The following is a 14,483-nucleotide window of genomic DNA, read 5'->3' on the forward strand; positions in this document are numbered from 1 at the left end:
GAAAAAAGCGCAAGATTTTGCAAGTCTACCGCAAGCCGGTGAAAGCCCCTGACCGATGACGGCGTCATACTGCGGGCTTCCGTGGTTTGAGAAGAGAAAAAATATGAACGCGTTATTATACGGACTGGTGGTGATCATCTGGGGAACCACCTGGATTGCCATTTTCCTGCAGCAGGGTCCCGTACCCGCACCCGTCTCTATTTTCTGGCGCTTCGCGGTGGCCAGCGCCACGATGATGGTGGTGTTACTCGCCCTGCACCGGCTGCGCAAGCTGGCGTTGCGGGATCACCTGTTCTGCATGCTTCAGGGATGCTGCGTCTTCTGCTTTAACTTCTGGTGTTTTTATACCGCGGCGGCACACATCAACACCGGGCTGGAATCGGTGATCTTCTCCATGGCGGTGCTCTACAACGCGATTAACTGCTTTATTTTCTTCGGACAGCGCCCGCCCGCGCGTTTTTGGACGGCGGCAGCGCTCGGTCTTGTGGGGATCGTGACCCTTTTCTGGGACGACCTGCTGGCCAGCGGCTGGAGCGTATCGCTCCTGACGGGCATTGGCCTTTCCGCTCTCGGCACGTACGGCTTTTCGCTGGGCAATATGATCAGCATGCGCCATCAGCGCAGAGGTCTAGAAACCATGACCACCAACGCCTGGGCGATGCTTTACGGCACGCTGGTGATGGGATGTATTGCGCTTTTCAGAGGCGACAGCTTTACCCCGGAATGGACGGTCACCTATATGGGCGCGCTGCTCTATCTGGCCCTGTTCGGCTCGGTGATTGCCTTTGGCGCCTACTTCACGCTGGTGGGACGTATCGGCCCCGGGAAAGCGGCTTACAGTACGCTGCTCTTCCCGCTGGTGGCGCTCTCCATCTCAACGGTGTATGAAGGCTACGTCTGGCACATCAACGGTATCGTCGGTTTGCTGCTGATTCTGGGCGGGAATATGGTGATGTTCACGAAACCAGAGACCTGGTTCAGGCGCTTGCGTACGGCGTAAAAAAACGGCCTGCACGATGCAGGCCGCTTAACGTTATTTCGCTGTTTTATGCACGTCAAACATGGTGGCGTCCGTCGCCATGTCGTCAACAACCTGCTTCAGCGTAGCGAAGCCCATAGGCGTGTTTTCGTTTGCCAGCTCTTTACCTTCGCCTTTACGCACCACCTTCATCACCGGCTTGTTGGTGGCCGCGTCGATCAGCTCGCCTTCAAAGTAGAGATGGGTATCCATGGTGCGATGCCCGGTTGCCATCTGCGTACCCGCCACCACCAGCGCGACCGGCACCACTTCATAGAACTGCAGGCCCTCTTTCTGGGAACTCACCCCGGTAATTGCCCCGCGGAAAATCAGGCTGTGTTTACCCGGCGTGGTCACAATCGGCTTACGGGTACCAATCGCCGTTTTCATTTTGTTATTGGTATAATTCAGCAGCTCATCAAGCGTTTTTTGACCAATCTGAGTGGTTGGTTTTGGCGCAGGATAATAGGTAATCGGCGTCCAGATAATGCTGTCGTAGTTGGCTTCGTTATAGGAAGGATCAACCCAACGCAGCGTTGGTTTACCCGTTGCAGAGGTCGTCTGCTGCAGGCCGGAATAATCTTTTAAAAAGCCTGAATATTGTTCTGGAGCCGCGACCTTTGAAGAACAGCCCGCCACTGCCAATAAACCAGTAAGCACTGCAACTTTAAAAAAAGTTTGAGTACGCATGATAGTTTTCCATGTTATCTGCAAGTATGCATTTGAAGTTATAGCAAAAGTTCGGTGGGTTTGTTGTGACAAAAAATGGTGTGGAGAGCACAAATTGCGAAAAGAGTGCCCGGCAGCGTACCGGGCAGTGAAAAATTATTGATTAATATCCACCTGCCAGAACAAATGTTTGCCAAACGGATCGATTTCGTAGCCTGTCACCTCTTTGCGCACCGGTTCGAAGATCGTTGAATGCGCAATCATGACCGCAGGCATCTGGTCATGCATGATCTGCTGCGCCTCTTTATACAGCGCCACGCGCTTGTCGCGATCGGTGGTTGATTTTGCTTCCGCGATAATTTTATCAAACGGCTTGTAGCACCACTTCGCCGAATTCGAACCGCCGTTTGCCGAGGTGCAGGTAAATAGCGGTCCAAAGAAGTTATCCGGGTCGCCCGTTGCGGTCGTCCAGCCCATCAGGGCGGCCTGATGTTCACCGTCCTTCACGCGCTTGAGATATTCTCCCCATTCATAGGTGACAATTTTGGTCTGCACCCCCACCTTCGCCCAGTCAGCCTGAATCATCTCCGCCATCCGTCTGGCGTTCGGGTTATAGGGTCGCTGGACGGGCATCGCCCACAGGTCGATACTCATGCCGCTGGCTAAACCTGCCTCTTTCAGCAACGCCTTCGCTTTTTCAGGATCGTAATCGTAATCCTTCAGTTCGCTGTCAGCGCTCCAGACGCCCGGCGGCAGCAGGTTTTTCGCCGCGGTTCCGGTGCCGTGGAACACCGCGTCGATAATGGCCGGTTTATTGATCGCCATCGCCAGCGCCTGGCGAACCTTCACGTTATCCAGAGGCGGCTTTTGGGTGTTAAACGCCAGGAAACCGGTGTTCAGCCCGGCCTTGCTCATCAGCGTAATATCTTTATTGGCCTTCATGCGCGGCAGATCCGCCGGGTTCGGGAACGGCATCACCTGGCATTCGTTTTTCTCAATTTTGGCAAAACGCACGGAGGGATCCGGGGTAATGGTAAAGACCAGCCTGTCCAGCTTCGATTTCCCCTGCCAGTAGTCGGCAAACGCGGTAAACAGGATTCGGGAGTCCTTCTGATACTGCGCCAGCTTAAACGGCCCGGTGCCGATCGGCTGCATATCCACCTTCTCCGGCGTGCCCGCTTTCAGCATCGCATCGGCATACTCCGCGGAGAGGATTGAGGCAAAATACCATGCCAGATCGGCGACAAACGGCGCTTCCGGATGGGCCAGGGTAAAGCGCACCGTGTGGTCATCGACTTTATCAATGGCGGTAATCAGGCTGCCAAACTCCAGGCTTTCGAAGTTGGAATAGCTGCCGTTTGAGACGTTGTGATACGGATGATTCACGTCCTTCTGACGCATAAACGAGAAGATCACGTCATCGGCGTTAAAATCGCGGGTCGGCGTGAAGAATTTATTGCTCTGGAACTTCACCCCTTTACGCAGATGGAAGGTGTAAACCTTGCCGTCGTCGCTCACCTCCCAGCGCTCTGCCAGGCTCGGCACCAGCTCCGTGGTGCCGGGTTTGAAATCGACCAGCCGGTTATAGACCGGCACGGCGCTGGCATCCACGCTGGTGCCCGAGGTGTATAGCTGAGGATTAAAGTTTTCCGGTGACCCTTCGGAGCAATACACCAGCGTTTTCGCGCCTACGGTGGAACTGACCGTGAGCGCAGCGAGTGCCAGCGTTAACGTTGTGCGTTTGCTTGTCATCATTTATTCCTGTCTTTTTAATTCGACGGCTAATTAATTCTTTTGCCATTTCATAAATAACATTAAAGTGAAGTGGCAAACACCCGAAAAATAAATAAGGAAGAAAACACTATGGGCTCGCCGCTTTCCAGACAATTAACGCACCGTTTTTTCCGCTATCTTGCGATTACCAGCCAGAGCGATCCAAAAGTGAAAACCCTGCCCTCCACGCCGGGCCAGCACGACATGGCGCGAGAACTGGCGCAGGAGCTGGCGCAGCTGGGGTTAGACGACATCGTGATTGACGAATTCGCTACCGTGACGGCAGTGAAAAAAGGCAACGTACCCGGCGCGCCGCGCATCGGCTTTATTACCCACATTGATACCGTTGACGTCGGTTTATCACCGAATATTCATCCGCAAATATTAACCTTTAATGGTGAAGATCTCTGTCTGAATAAGGAAAAAGACATCTGGCTGCGGGTGAATGAGCACCCGGAAATTTTGGCTTACCCGAATGAGGAGATTATTTTCAGCGACGGAACCAGCGTATTGGGCGCAGATAATAAAGCAGCGGTGACGGTGGTGATGACCGTGCTGGAAAACCTCACCGCTGAACATCAGCATGGCGACATTGTGGTCGCGTTTGTGCCCGACGAAGAGATTGGCCTGAACGGCGCCAAGGCGCTGGATTTGAAACGCTTCGACGTGGACTTTGCCTGGACTATCGACTGCTGCGAGCTGGGAGAAATTGTTTACGAGAATTTTAACGCGGCAGCGGCAGAGATCCACTTCACCGGCGTGACGGCGCACCCGATGTCCGCCAAAGGCGTGCTGGTGAACCCATTACTGATGGCGACCGACTTCATCAGCCATTTCGACCGCCAGCAAACCCCGGAGTGCACCGAGGGCCGCGAGGGCTATATCTGGTTTAACGGCATTCAGGCCGGACAGAACGACGCCGTGCTAAAGGCCAATATTCGTGATTTTGATAAAGCCGGCTTTGCCGCCCGCAAGCAGCAGATTGCGGACGTCGCCGCGCTGATTGCCGCCCAACACCCGACGGCGAAGGTGGAGTATCGCATTGAAGATACCTACAGCAACATCAGCAATGCGATTGGCGAAGACCGGCGCGCCATCGACCTGATGTTTGAAGCGATGGAATCGCTCGGCATCACCCCAAAACCGATCCCTATGCGCGGCGGCACGGACGGTGCGGCGCTGTCGGCAAAAGGGTTACTCACCCCGAACTTCTTCACCGGCGCGCATAACTTCCATTCGAAGTTTGAGTTCCTGCCGCTGTCGTCGTTCGAGGCGTCTTACAAGACTGCCCTGCAGATCTGCCTGCTGGCCGCCCGTTAAGCGGGCTTGCGCGCCAGCATGGTGGCAAAGCGCAGCTTGATGCGATTGCCGTTTTCATCGGTGCGGTGCAGCTCGCCCACCTCTTCGTTGTATTTGAGCAGCTCCCAGCCTTCGTAGTAGCTGCTCAGCTCGCCGCTTTTGAACGCAAACGGGAAGCCGACGGTGCACGGGTAATCCGCCGTGTCCATCGCGGCAACGATCAGGTTGTAGCCGCCGGGTTTGGTGCAACGCTGCATGTTGGCGATAAGGCCCGGGATGGTTTTCGCCTCCAGGAACATCAGCACCACGGTGGAAAGAATAAAGTCGTACTCGCCGTCAAAGCTCAGGCTGTTCAGATCTTTGACGGCAGTATGCAGATTCTCAATCCCTTCTGCCGCCTTGATGCGCTCAATGTTATCCACGCTCATCGGGTTTTTATCCCAGGCGGTGACATCGTAGCCGTTGGCCGCCAGGTACAGGCTGTTGCGGCCATTTCCACAGCCCAGATCCAGCGTCTTGCCGGGCTTCACGATCCCCGCGCTGTACAGCACCTCTGAATGCGTACGGGTTAAGCCATATTTCTCTGTGAAGTAATTTTCATCGACAGCCATTATTTTTCCTCAGATTGCATAAGCAGTGCTTTATCAGTGCGCACCAGAAGTTTGCCCTGAATCAGCAGAATAAACGTACGGACCAACAGCATCCCAATGATAAGGTTGGTAAAGATAAACAGCGGCACGGCAATGGCGTGGAAAAATCCGGACGAACTGCCGTGTCCCAGGTGCAGCCCCGTGGTTGCCAGGGCCGACACGCCAAACGAGAAGCTCCAGAACGAGGCGTTAAACGGCTGAGACACATACCACGGCAGCAGGCGCAGCATAAACAGCAGCTGCAACAGGCCGTAGCCGAACAGCATTTTGGCGAAGGTGTCGGCTTCCCCGCCGTTGACGCTAAACCAGGCGCTACAGGCCACCAGCGCGGGGGCCAGCTGAATGCCTAACGCGGTGCGCTGCGCGGTGGGAAGCTCTCCGGCGCTGCGAAGACGCTGGAGGATAACCGGCTCCAGGCTGAGCCAGGAAAAGACGCCCGCGCCGAGAAAAACGAGCCCTGCATCGTTGAAGCCCAGGGCACCGCACGCCATCGCGCTGATGAAATTATTCGCCACCGTCGGCAGATACAATCCCGGCGTGGTGGCCTCCTGCGGGTGTCGGCCTCGCCAGAGCCCGGCGCTTTGCCAGGCGGAATAAGCAAGCTGTAACACCACCCCCACGCCGAACAGCGCCAGCGATACCGGGCGGAACCAGGGCACAAAACCGATGGCGACCAGCATGGTGGTGGCCGGAAAAAGGCTGACGAAGCTGCTCATTACCGGGTGGCGCATCTCTGCCAGCACGCTGTGCGGGAAGCGGATCGCACGGGTAATAAACGCCGCCGTCAGTAAAAACCAGCATGCAACCGCGAGAGCAACCAGAATCTCACCCGGCCAGCGCGTCACCGGCCACAGGGTGCTGGCGTATCGCCAGGCGAAACCCATGCCGATGATGCCAAGCACCATGCCAAAATAGCCTGCGGGAAGGTTAAGCGCCTGTTGGGGTTTGTTTAATTTATCCATTAATTTTAATTTTTAAAATGTATTTTAAATGCCATTTTAAGAGGTTTCCGCGACGGATGCCAGCACAACGGAAAGCCGAAAGTTTGCTACGTTTAGTGAAGACGCATATCAGGGATCCCACGATGAAAAAGTATCGGCTCAGCGATGAAACCCGGCTCTGGCAATGGAAAAATGGCGAAACATCCCACACAACGACGCTGCGGCAGGTTATCGCCACGGTGGATTTTAACGATGTGACGGCCGGTACGAAAGGCGGCTGGGTTGACGATGAACGCGCCCTTGCTCAGGACGGAGACTGCTGGATCTACGATGAGAACAGCGTGGTATTCGCCGGTGCAACCGTGTCCGGCAACGCGCGCCTTACCCTGCCGTGCACCGTCAGCCATGACGCGCACATCGGCGATAGCTGCTGGCTGGACGCCGCAGAGGTCAGTCACGGGGCGCGGATAAGTGACAACGTCACCGTTCAGCACTCCTGCGTGCGGGGTGAGTGCCATCTCTACGGCGACGCGCGCGTCCTGCACAACAGCGTCATCATTGCTGCTAAAGGCCTCACGCCGGACCACGACCAGATCCTGCAAATTTACGGTAAGGCGACGGTAAGCCGGTCGCGCATTGTGCATCAGGCGCAAATATACGGCGAGGCGATGGTGAATAACGCGTTTGTTGAGCACCGCGCTGAAGTGTTCGACTGCGCTATCATCGAAGGTAACGAACTCAACAACGTCTGGGTGTGCGACTGCGCCAAAGTGTACGGCAACGCCCGCGTGATAGCCGGTTTCGACGACGACGCCATCCCTACCGTGCGCTACAGCTCACAGATTGCGGAGAACGCCGTGGTGGAAGGAAACTGCGTCATCAAGCATCACGTCCTGATCGGCGGGCAGGCATGGCTGCGCGGCGGGCCGATCATGCTGGATGATAAAGTGGTGATTCAGGGACGCGCGCGGATCAGCGGCGACGTGCTGATTGAGCATCGGGTAGAAATCACCGACGATGCGGTGATAGAGGCCTTTGCTGGTGAGAGCATTCACCTGCGCGGTGAAAAGGTGATCAACGGCGACCAGCGCATTACCCACACGCCGCTGCTGGGGGCGCTATAGGGTATAAATTTTCCCGTAGATATTCACATCGTCATAGGCGCCGTTCAGGTATTCCGCCTCCCTCAGGCACCCTTCCAGCGTAAAGCCGTTGCGCAGGGCAACGCGGTTGCTGTGCTGATTCGCCACCCGACACTTGATCACAAAACGGCGGATCTCACCGCGCCCGGCGTAGTAGCGCATAAACGCCTGCATTGACTGCGAGAGGATCCCCTGCCCCTGATGCGCTTCATCCAGCCAGTAGCCGATGTAGGCGGCTTTGTTGGCAGGCTCAATCGCATTGAACGACAGCACGCCGACCAGCTCTTCGTCCTTAAAGATCAAAAACATTTTGGCGTAGCCGCGCTGGTGCAGCATCTGGTTACTCTGCACGTTACGTCGGGTATCCTCAACGCTTCCGACGTGCTGCGCCCAGTCAAAGGCGGTTTGCAGATAGGCTCTGTTTTTAACGACGAGATTATGCAGATCGGCGGTGTAGCGCTCTTCAACGGCGCGAAGCTCGAGAGCGTCTGATACGGGAATAGTTTCGGATTGTGTTGCGGTCATTGCCCCTCACCCTAACCCTCTCCCGGAGGGAGAGGGAATCGATCGTTAACGCATTACCCTATCATCAACGTAATTACGTTTATCCGGCGCTGGCGGGAAATACTGATACAGCCAGGTTTCGCTGATGGCATCGCCCTGGCAGCGCAGGAACAGACGCATATCCACCGGTTCGGTAGAGTCAGAGGTTGGATACCAGTCAAACAGAATGCGATAGCCGTCAAACGGTTCAACGTAGAGGATCTCAACCTGCTTTGCTTCACCGCTGGAGAGCGTAATCACCGGCTCAATGCCCTTCGGCGCGGCGGCCTTCAGGTCGCCCCCGACGAAGTCGATAGCAAAGCGACGGGCCCACACTTTCGGATAGTGTTCGCCCGGCGCCCAGCCCTCCGGGAAGCCGCCCATACCGGTGCGGGTCGCGTAAACGTTAGCCAGCGGGGAACGCACCGGCGGCTGCGCGCTCCAGTAGAGACGATATTTAAAGTCCAGCTCGTCGCCCGCTTTCACCGGTTTTTCCGGCTGCCAGAAGCAGACCACGTTATCCAGCGTTTCACCGGTGGTTGGGATCTCCATCAGCGCAATGGAGCCTTTCCCCCAGTCGTTGCGCGGCTCAACCCACAGGCTCGGGCGCTTGTTATACCAGCCCATCACGTCCTGATAGTGGGAGAAATCGCGGTCGAGCTGCAGCAGGCCGAACCCTTTCGGATTTTTATCCAGATAGGCATTGAACTGCAGCTTCTGCGGGTTATTCAGCGGACGGCAGATCCACTCCCCGTTGCCGCGCCACATTGCCAGGCGGTCGGAGTCGTGGATTTGCGGGTGAATGGTGTCGCACATGCGGCGTTCATTATTGCCGCAGCTGAACATGCTGGTCATCGGCGCGATGCCCAGCTGCTTAATGTCCTTACGCGCGTAGAGATGGTTTTCCACCTCCATGATCACCTGGCTCTTCTCGCAGTGGATTACGAATTTATAGGCACCGGTGACGCTCGGGCTGTCCAGCAGCGTATAGACGGTAAAGGTGGTATCGCCAGGCTTAACGGTTTCAAACCAGAAGGAGGTGAAGTCCGGGAACTCTTCCGGGGTGTCGGTAAAGGTATCTACCGCCAGACCGCGCGCGGAAAGGCCGTACTGGTAGGTGTCATCCACCGCGCGGAAATAGCTCGCGCCCAGGAAAGAGACGATATCGCGGCGCGCCAGCTCTGGCGCTTTAAAGGCGCGGAAACCCGCGAAGCCGAGATCGCTTTGCCCTTCAAGCTGTTTGGTATCAACTCCCGTGTCACCGTAGCTGAACAGCTCGGGGCGGAAGTGGATCTCGCGCGCCATAGCGGTCGACTGGTCCAGCGAGAACATCCGCACGCGGCGGCGGAACCCCATTCCCATATGGAAGAACTGCACGTCCAGCTGACGCCCTTCAATGTTGTTCCACAGAGACTGTTTTTCATCGTAGCGGATGGCGTTATACGCCTGCGGCGTCATGGTCGCCAGCGTCTCCGGCAGCGGACGCGGCGCGCCACCCCATGGGGTTTTCGCCAGGTCATGCGCCATGGATTGCAGTACGGAGAAGTCAAACCGACGGCTCTGACCGTCAGCGATGTCAGAGTCAGCAGCGTATGCCGCTTTGGAAAACAGGGAAGCAAGGCCGGAGGTGCCGCTCAGGGCTGCCACAGCCAGCGAGCCTTTTAGAAAACGTCTGCGATTCATGCCTGGAAAAACGTCCTTATGGTCGTGTGAATGTGTTTCGCGCTCGGCGAAATGACGGCAAGAAAGAACGCACAGCCTAAACAAAAATGGTTAAGAATCCAATTGTTGGCCGGTGATTATCTGAACAAAGTGAGAAATATTTTCTGTCGACCAGAACGGCCCGAAAGTGGTGTAAAAAATAGTAAATACACAAAATCATTCATGCTGGATCAAGGCGGCAAGTCTGAGAATCCCCAGGAGCTTACTGAAGTAAGTGACTGGGGTGAACAGACGTAGCCAACGCAGAGGCAGCTTGAAGGATGAAGTGTATTAAAAATGCCCCGGCGCGACATCGTTCGCCGGGGCGAATGAGGCGGTTATTTTACGCTGACATCGATACCCGGGAAGTACTTATCAGCGAGTTTGGCGATCGTGCCGTCGGCACGTACTTTATCAATGGCGGCATCAAGCTGCTTTTTGGTGGCCTCGTCACCTTTGCGCAACCCAAAGCCGATCCCACTGCCGAGGATCGTGTCGTCAGACACCGGTTTGCCGATGAAGCCAAACCCTTTCCCCTGCGGCTTGCTGAGGAAACCCGCCTGCCCGGCCGCGGACATCACCAGCGAGGCGTCAATGCGGCCATTCAGCAGGTCACCCCAGGCCATATTCTGATCTTTATAAGACACCACGGTGACACCCTGCTTTTCCCAGTGCTCTTTGGCATAGGTTTCCTGAATTGACCCCTGCAGCACGCCGATGGTTTTTCCCTTCAGCCCTTCAGGCGTCGCTTCGACCGCCGTACCGGCCTTGCCGACCAGCTGAGAAGGAATGCGGTAGATCGGCTGTGTAAAATCAATGCTCTTGCGGCGCTGTTCGGTGATATTCATCGCCGAGTTGATGGCGTCAAACTTCTTCGCCACCAGCCCCGGGATCAGCGCGTCAAACGAGGTTTCTACCCAGCTGCACTTCAGCGCAGCCGCTTTGCAGATGGCATTCCCCAGCTCAACGTCAAAACCTTCCAGCTCGCCTGCCGCGTTGCGGCTCTCAAAAGGCGGGTACTCCGCTTCCAGACCGTAGCGCAGCTCGGTGGCCGCGAAGGACGAAAAGGTACACAGCAATCCCATGCCGACAACTAGCGCGCGTAATTTCATCTCATACTCCTTAGCGTGGTTTAACCCGACACAGGGCCTGGGCACCTGCCCGTAACGTCGCCTCATCCTTCGCAAAAGAGAGACGAATCAACTTATTATCCGTGCCGTCGGCATAAAACGCCGACAGCGGAATGGTGGCAACACCGTACTCAACGATCAGCCGCTTCACCAGCTCGCTGTCGCGCTCGTCGCTGAACCGGCTGTAGTCCGCCAGCATAAAGAACGACCCGGCGCTCGGCAGCAGGGTAAACGGCGAATCGGCCAGCAGGCCGTGCAGCAGATCGCGCTTACGCTGGTAAAACGCCGACAGGGCCAGCCAGGTTTGCGGATCGGTCATGTGTTCTGCAAACGCGTGCTGCATTGGCGTATCGGCAGAGAACATCAAAAATTGATGGACTTTACATATCTCGTCCATCAGCTCCGCGGGTGCCACACAATAACCCACGCGCCAGCCGGTGACGTGATAGGTTTTTCCGAAAGAAGAAATAATCACGCTGCGCTCCGCCAGCTGCGGATGCGTGGCCATCCCGTGGTGCGGTTCCCCATCAAACACGACGTGTTCGTACACTTCGTCAGACAAAATAATGATGTCGGTATTGCGCGTCAGCGCCGCCAGCTGCTGCAGGTCATTAGCGGAGAAGACCTGGCCGCTCGGGTTGTGCGGCGTATTGATGACGATCATGCGCGTGCGCGGGGTGATGGCCGCACGGACCTCATCCCAGTTGACGGCAAAATCCGGCACCGTGAGCTTGATGGCGACAGGCGTTGCCCCCTGAAGACGCACAATCGGCGCGTAGCTGTCAAACGACGGCTCAAAGTAGATCACCTCGTCGCCAGGGTGTACCAGCCCGCTTATCGCGGAATAGAGCCCTTCGCTGGCGCTGGCGGTGACCAGCACCTCGCTGGCAGGGTCGTACCGCGTGCCGTAGAGCGCGGCAATTTTATCGGCAATGCGCTCTTTGAGCGGCTGCAGGCCGGTCATCGACGCATACTGGTTATGCCCTGCCTCCATCGCGCGGGTGACGCCGGCAATCAGCTTCGGGTCGCAGGAAAAATTCGGTGCCCCCTGAGAAAGGTTGATGGCGTTATGCTGGGCCGAAAGCTGGCCGATAACGGTAAAAATGGTGGTCCCCACGTCTGGCAGCTTGGAGCGCGTTTGCACCGGCGTTCGTAAAGTCATCCTCTTTCCCTTCTCATGGATATTGCATAACTATTCAAACAACATCTGCGTTGCCGGGACAATCGAATTGTTGTCATAATAGCCATGAGAAAAATGCATAGCTGAGGTGTTTTTAATGTCGCGCCGTTCGCTCCCGCTCAATGCCATCGACGCATTTTTAGTCACCGCGCGTCATCTGAACCTTACCCACGCCGCCGCAGAGCTGTGCCTGACGCAGGGGGCCGTGAGCCGTAAGATTGCCTCCCTTGAAGCCTGGTTTGGCTTTCCGCTGTTTGAGCGCCACGCGCGCGGGCTACGCCTCTCCCCGCAGGGCAGCGCCCTGCTTCCCGAGCTGCAGTCCTCATTCGAACAGCTGCTGAGCGTGGCCGACCAGGCCCGCAGCCAGCACACGGTGATCCGCCTCAAGGCCCCCACCTGCGCGATGCGCTGGCTGGTGCCGCGCCTGCTGGAGGTAGAGCGCGAGCAGCCGGATCTGCAGATCGCATTGACCACCACCACCGATCATAACGTCAATTTCAAAACCGAATCTTACGACGCCGCCATCGTCTTCGGCACGCACATGAGCGCAGGCGATCTGCTGTTTGAAGAGGCGCTCACCCCGGTGTTCAGCCCCGTGCGGGCGGGTGCCGCGCTGGGTTCGCTGACGTTTCTTCACCCGACAAGGGATAAGACAGACTGGTCACTGTGGCTGGCGAATCAGGAAGGTCCGGGCTTTGTTATGCACAAAAATCAACACTTCGATACGATGGATCTCGCCATTACCGCCGCCATTCAGGGGCTGGGCGTGGCCATCGCCGACGAAACGCTGGTGGCAGAAGATGTCCGCGCCGGAAGGCTGATGCGGCCCTATGAGACCAGCATAAAAACCGGCGCGAGCTACCGGCTGGTGCTGCGCGAAACGCCTTGTCAGGAAAATGGTCTGGCGGCGTTTCGCGCCTGTTTGCTTAATCGAGGCTGACGTGGTGCTTCATCACGCGCTTGAAGAGGCTCATGCGGGCGCGCATAAATCGGTTTTCAAGCCTGAAACCTGCATGTTTATTCACGCCAATACGTAACAGCACGTCCCGCCCTTTGCGGCAGGCGGGCCAGCGCGCCTGCCCGTGAAGGCTATCATGCGTTCCGGCATCGCGCGCAAAGCTCACCCAGTAATCAGCCACCCGGGCGGCAAACGTCAGATCCCGTTCGTTAACGTACTGGCGCGAAGGCTCCACCTGCCCGAGGGTATCAAACGCGTACGGCACCTCATTGCCGTGCCAGGCACCGTTGATATAGGTGTCATGTTCCGCTTCGGCCACATAGTCAAACCAGTAACGCCAGCAAAGCCCGCCGACGCGCTGCTGCGCCTGCATTACCACGTAGCCCATGGTGGTGAAGGCCATGTCGCGGCACACCTGCCTGCCGAGCTCCTCGTCGCCTTTCACGCCCGGATAAAGCAGCTTGATGAGCCCCAGCCCGAAGCGGCGCTCCCGGCGAAGCTTCTGGATCTGCCCGGCGAGATCGACACCAAACACCCCCATCACGCTGGCTTCATCGCTGTTGGAGCCAATCATCACCGGCACGGGATGCTGGCGGGCGGCGAAAAAGACGTCCAGCATCGCCTCCGGCAGAACGCAATCCCCGACGATGGGCGCCGGGGCGACGTTCAGCGGCGCGGTCAGCGGCCAGAACGCCTCGGGCGGGATGGCGCGCAGCTGCTCTGCCGTCGCGTTCTCCAGCCCGAAGTGGGCGGCCAGCGCTTCCCCTTTTTGCAGGGCCTGCTCGCGCGGCGTATCCGGCAGGGTGTACCCGCTTTGCACTATCGCCTTATGAAATAGTCCTTCCGCCAGCGGCGAGGCCAGCAGCGACAGCACGCTGCGCGCGCCGGCGGATTCACCAAACAGGGTCACGTTAGTAGGGTCGCCACCAAACGCGGCGATATTCTCCCGCACCCATTCGAGCGCGGCGATCTGATCCAGCAGGGCAAAATTATGCACCACCCGCTCCTCTTCCCCCTCAAGCGCGGGATGGGCAAAGAAGCCGAGATGGCCGAGACGGTAGTTAATCGTGACGACAACCACCCCACGGGATGCCAGGGCCTTGCCGTTATAGGGCGGCAGGCTTCCGGCGCCAATCGTAAACCCGCCGCCGTGCAGCCAGACCATGACCGGCAGCGGCCCGGTACGGTCGACGGGAGACCAGACGTTCAGATAGAGGCAGTCTTCAGAAAACTGGCCGGGATCGCCCCCGCCCAGCTCCTGACAATATTCACTGCTTTGCCAGCTTGAGGGCGAAAAGGCGGTAACTTCACGCACGCCGTCCCAGCGTTCCGGCGGTCGGGGTGAGCGCCAGCGCCAGTCGCCAACGGGCGGTGCGGCATAGGGAATACCGCGCCAGAGGTGAACGTTTTCATCGGTTAAACCAGACAGTGCGCCCTGGCGCGTTTCAACCACAGGGGCGGAAGGATTTTGCATAACGA

At 57.3% G+C, this 14,483-nt stretch carries 13 protein-coding genes; 4 read left to right on the plus strand and 9 right to left on the minus strand.

The features are described from left to right. Positions 1-103: 103 nt before the first annotated feature. A complete protein-coding gene (locus UTO39_RS03150) occupies positions 104-1,000 on the plus strand; it encodes a DMT family transporter (protein WP_320726445.1) in 897 nt (298 codons plus the stop codon). Between the two features lie 33 nt (positions 1,001-1,033). Here UTO39_RS03150 and UTO39_RS03155 read toward each other — a convergent pair whose 3' ends face one another. Both UTO39_RS03155 and UTO39_RS03160 read right to left on the minus strand, forming a co-directional pair. Beyond that, positions 1,034-1,708, minus strand: coding sequence for a DUF3313 domain-containing protein (locus UTO39_RS03155; RefSeq protein ID WP_061098240.1), 675 nt, complete (start codon positions 1,706-1,708; stop codon positions 1,034-1,036). Between the two features lie 135 nt (positions 1,709-1,843). Beyond that, positions 1,844-3,439, minus strand: coding sequence for an ABC transporter substrate-binding protein (locus UTO39_RS03160; protein ID WP_320726654.1), 1,596 nt, complete (start codon positions 3,437-3,439; stop codon positions 1,844-1,846). Between the two features lie 111 nt (positions 3,440-3,550). Between UTO39_RS03160 and pepT the strand changes: the two genes are divergently transcribed. Continuing rightward, a complete protein-coding gene (gene pepT, locus UTO39_RS03165; protein WP_253541968.1) occupies positions 3,551-4,780 on the plus strand; it encodes a peptidase T in 1,230 nt (409 codons plus the stop codon). Here the strand turns inward: pepT and tehB are convergent. Then, the gene (gene tehB / locus UTO39_RS03170; protein WP_151413748.1) at positions 4,777-5,370 is read right to left on the minus strand and encodes a tellurite resistance methyltransferase TehB; all 594 of its coding nucleotides are present in this window, start codon (positions 5,368-5,370) and stop codon (positions 4,777-4,779) included. The genes pepT and tehB overlap by 4 nt on opposite strands. Then, positions 5,370-6,371, minus strand: coding sequence for a dicarboxylate transporter/tellurite-resistance protein TehA (tehA, locus tag UTO39_RS03175; RefSeq protein ID WP_266178048.1), 1,002 nt, complete (start codon positions 6,369-6,371; stop codon positions 5,370-5,372). Before tehA ends, tehB begins: the two co-directional genes overlap by 1 nt. 122 nt (positions 6,372-6,493) lie before the next feature. Here tehA and ydcK point away from each other — a divergent pair, with 122 nt between their 5' ends. Continuing rightward, positions 6,494-7,474, plus strand: coding sequence for a YdcK family protein (gene ydcK / locus UTO39_RS03180; protein ID WP_320726446.1), 981 nt, complete (start codon positions 6,494-6,496; stop codon positions 7,472-7,474). Here ydcK and rimL read toward each other — a convergent pair. From rimL to UTO39_RS03200, 4 genes are all read right to left on the minus strand, one after another. Next, the gene (rimL, locus tag UTO39_RS03185; RefSeq protein WP_320726447.1) at positions 7,469-8,017 is read right to left on the minus strand and encodes a 50S ribosomal protein L7/L12-serine acetyltransferase; all 549 of its coding nucleotides are present in this window, start codon (positions 8,015-8,017) and stop codon (positions 7,469-7,471) included. The genes ydcK and rimL overlap by 6 nt on opposite strands. A 45-nt stretch (positions 8,018-8,062) precedes the next feature. After that, the gene (locus UTO39_RS03190) at positions 8,063-9,718 is read right to left on the minus strand and encodes a glucan biosynthesis protein (RefSeq protein WP_320726448.1); all 1,656 of its coding nucleotides are present in this window, start codon (positions 9,716-9,718) and stop codon (positions 8,063-8,065) included. Positions 9,719-10,074: 356 nt separating this feature from the next. Further along, positions 10,075-10,848 (minus strand): transporter substrate-binding domain-containing protein, encoded by a 774-nt coding sequence (locus UTO39_RS03195; RefSeq protein WP_025756391.1) that lies wholly within the window; start codon positions 10,846-10,848, stop codon positions 10,075-10,077. Between the two features lie 10 nt (positions 10,849-10,858). Continuing rightward, the gene (locus tag UTO39_RS03200; protein WP_320726449.1) at positions 10,859-12,028 is read right to left on the minus strand and encodes a pyridoxal phosphate-dependent aminotransferase; all 1,170 of its coding nucleotides are present in this window, start codon (positions 12,026-12,028) and stop codon (positions 10,859-10,861) included. Between the two features lie 115 nt (positions 12,029-12,143). Here UTO39_RS03200 and UTO39_RS03205 point away from each other — a divergent pair, with 115 nt between their 5' ends. Further along, positions 12,144-12,986 (plus strand): LysR family transcriptional regulator, encoded by an 843-nt coding sequence (locus UTO39_RS03205; RefSeq protein WP_193051938.1) that lies wholly within the window; start codon positions 12,144-12,146, stop codon positions 12,984-12,986. Here UTO39_RS03205 and UTO39_RS03210 read toward each other — a convergent pair. Beyond that, positions 12,973-14,478 (minus strand): carboxylesterase/lipase family protein, encoded by a 1,506-nt coding sequence (locus UTO39_RS03210; protein ID WP_320726450.1) that lies wholly within the window; start codon positions 14,476-14,478, stop codon positions 12,973-12,975. The two genes, UTO39_RS03205 and UTO39_RS03210, sit on opposite strands and share 14 nt — an antisense overlap. Positions 14,479-14,483 lie beyond the last annotated feature (5 nt).

Source organism: Enterobacter sp. 118C5 (assembly GCF_034107645.1).
GTDB lineage: Bacteria > Pseudomonadota > Gammaproteobacteria > Enterobacterales > Enterobacteriaceae > Enterobacter > Enterobacter nematophilus.

What these genes read in the sequence shown, in the direction of transcription:
- UTO39_RS03150 (WP_320726445.1), top strand. Translation starts at nt 104, where the DNA reads ATGAACGCGTTATTATACGGACTGGTGGTGATCATCTGGGGAACCACC.
- UTO39_RS03155 (WP_061098240.1), bottom strand. Translation starts at nt 1,708, where the DNA reads ATGCGTACTCAAACTTTTTTTAAAGTTGCAGTGCTTACTGGTTTATTG.
- UTO39_RS03160 (WP_320726654.1), bottom strand. Translation starts at nt 3,439, where the DNA reads ATGACAAGCAAACGCACAACGTTAACGCTGGCACTCGCTGCGCTCACG.
- pepT (WP_253541968.1), top strand. Translation starts at nt 3,551, where the DNA reads ATGGGCTCGCCGCTTTCCAGACAATTAACGCACCGTTTTTTCCGCTAT.
- tehB (WP_151413748.1), bottom strand. Translation starts at nt 5,370, where the DNA reads ATGGCTGTCGATGAAAATTACTTCACAGAGAAATATGGCTTAACCCGT.
- tehA (WP_266178048.1), bottom strand. Translation starts at nt 6,371, where the DNA reads ATGGATAAATTAAACAAACCCCAACAGGCGCTTAACCTTCCCGCAGGC.
- ydcK (WP_320726446.1), top strand. Translation starts at nt 6,494, where the DNA reads ATGAAAAAGTATCGGCTCAGCGATGAAACCCGGCTCTGGCAATGGAAA.
- rimL (WP_320726447.1), bottom strand. Translation starts at nt 8,017, where the DNA reads ATGACCGCAACACAATCCGAAACTATTCCCGTATCAGACGCTCTCGAG.
- UTO39_RS03190 (WP_320726448.1), bottom strand. Translation starts at nt 9,718, where the DNA reads ATGAATCGCAGACGTTTTCTAAAAGGCTCGCTGGCTGTGGCAGCCCTG.
- UTO39_RS03195 (WP_025756391.1), bottom strand. Translation starts at nt 10,848, where the DNA reads ATGAAATTACGCGCGCTAGTTGTCGGCATGGGATTGCTGTGTACCTTT.
- UTO39_RS03200 (WP_320726449.1), bottom strand. Translation starts at nt 12,028, where the DNA reads ATGACTTTACGAACGCCGGTGCAAACGCGCTCCAAGCTGCCAGACGTG.
- UTO39_RS03205 (WP_193051938.1), top strand. Translation starts at nt 12,144, where the DNA reads ATGTCGCGCCGTTCGCTCCCGCTCAATGCCATCGACGCATTTTTAGTC.
- UTO39_RS03210 (WP_320726450.1), bottom strand. Translation starts at nt 14,478, where the DNA reads ATGCAAAATCCTTCCGCCCCTGTGGTTGAAACGCGCCAGGGCGCACTG.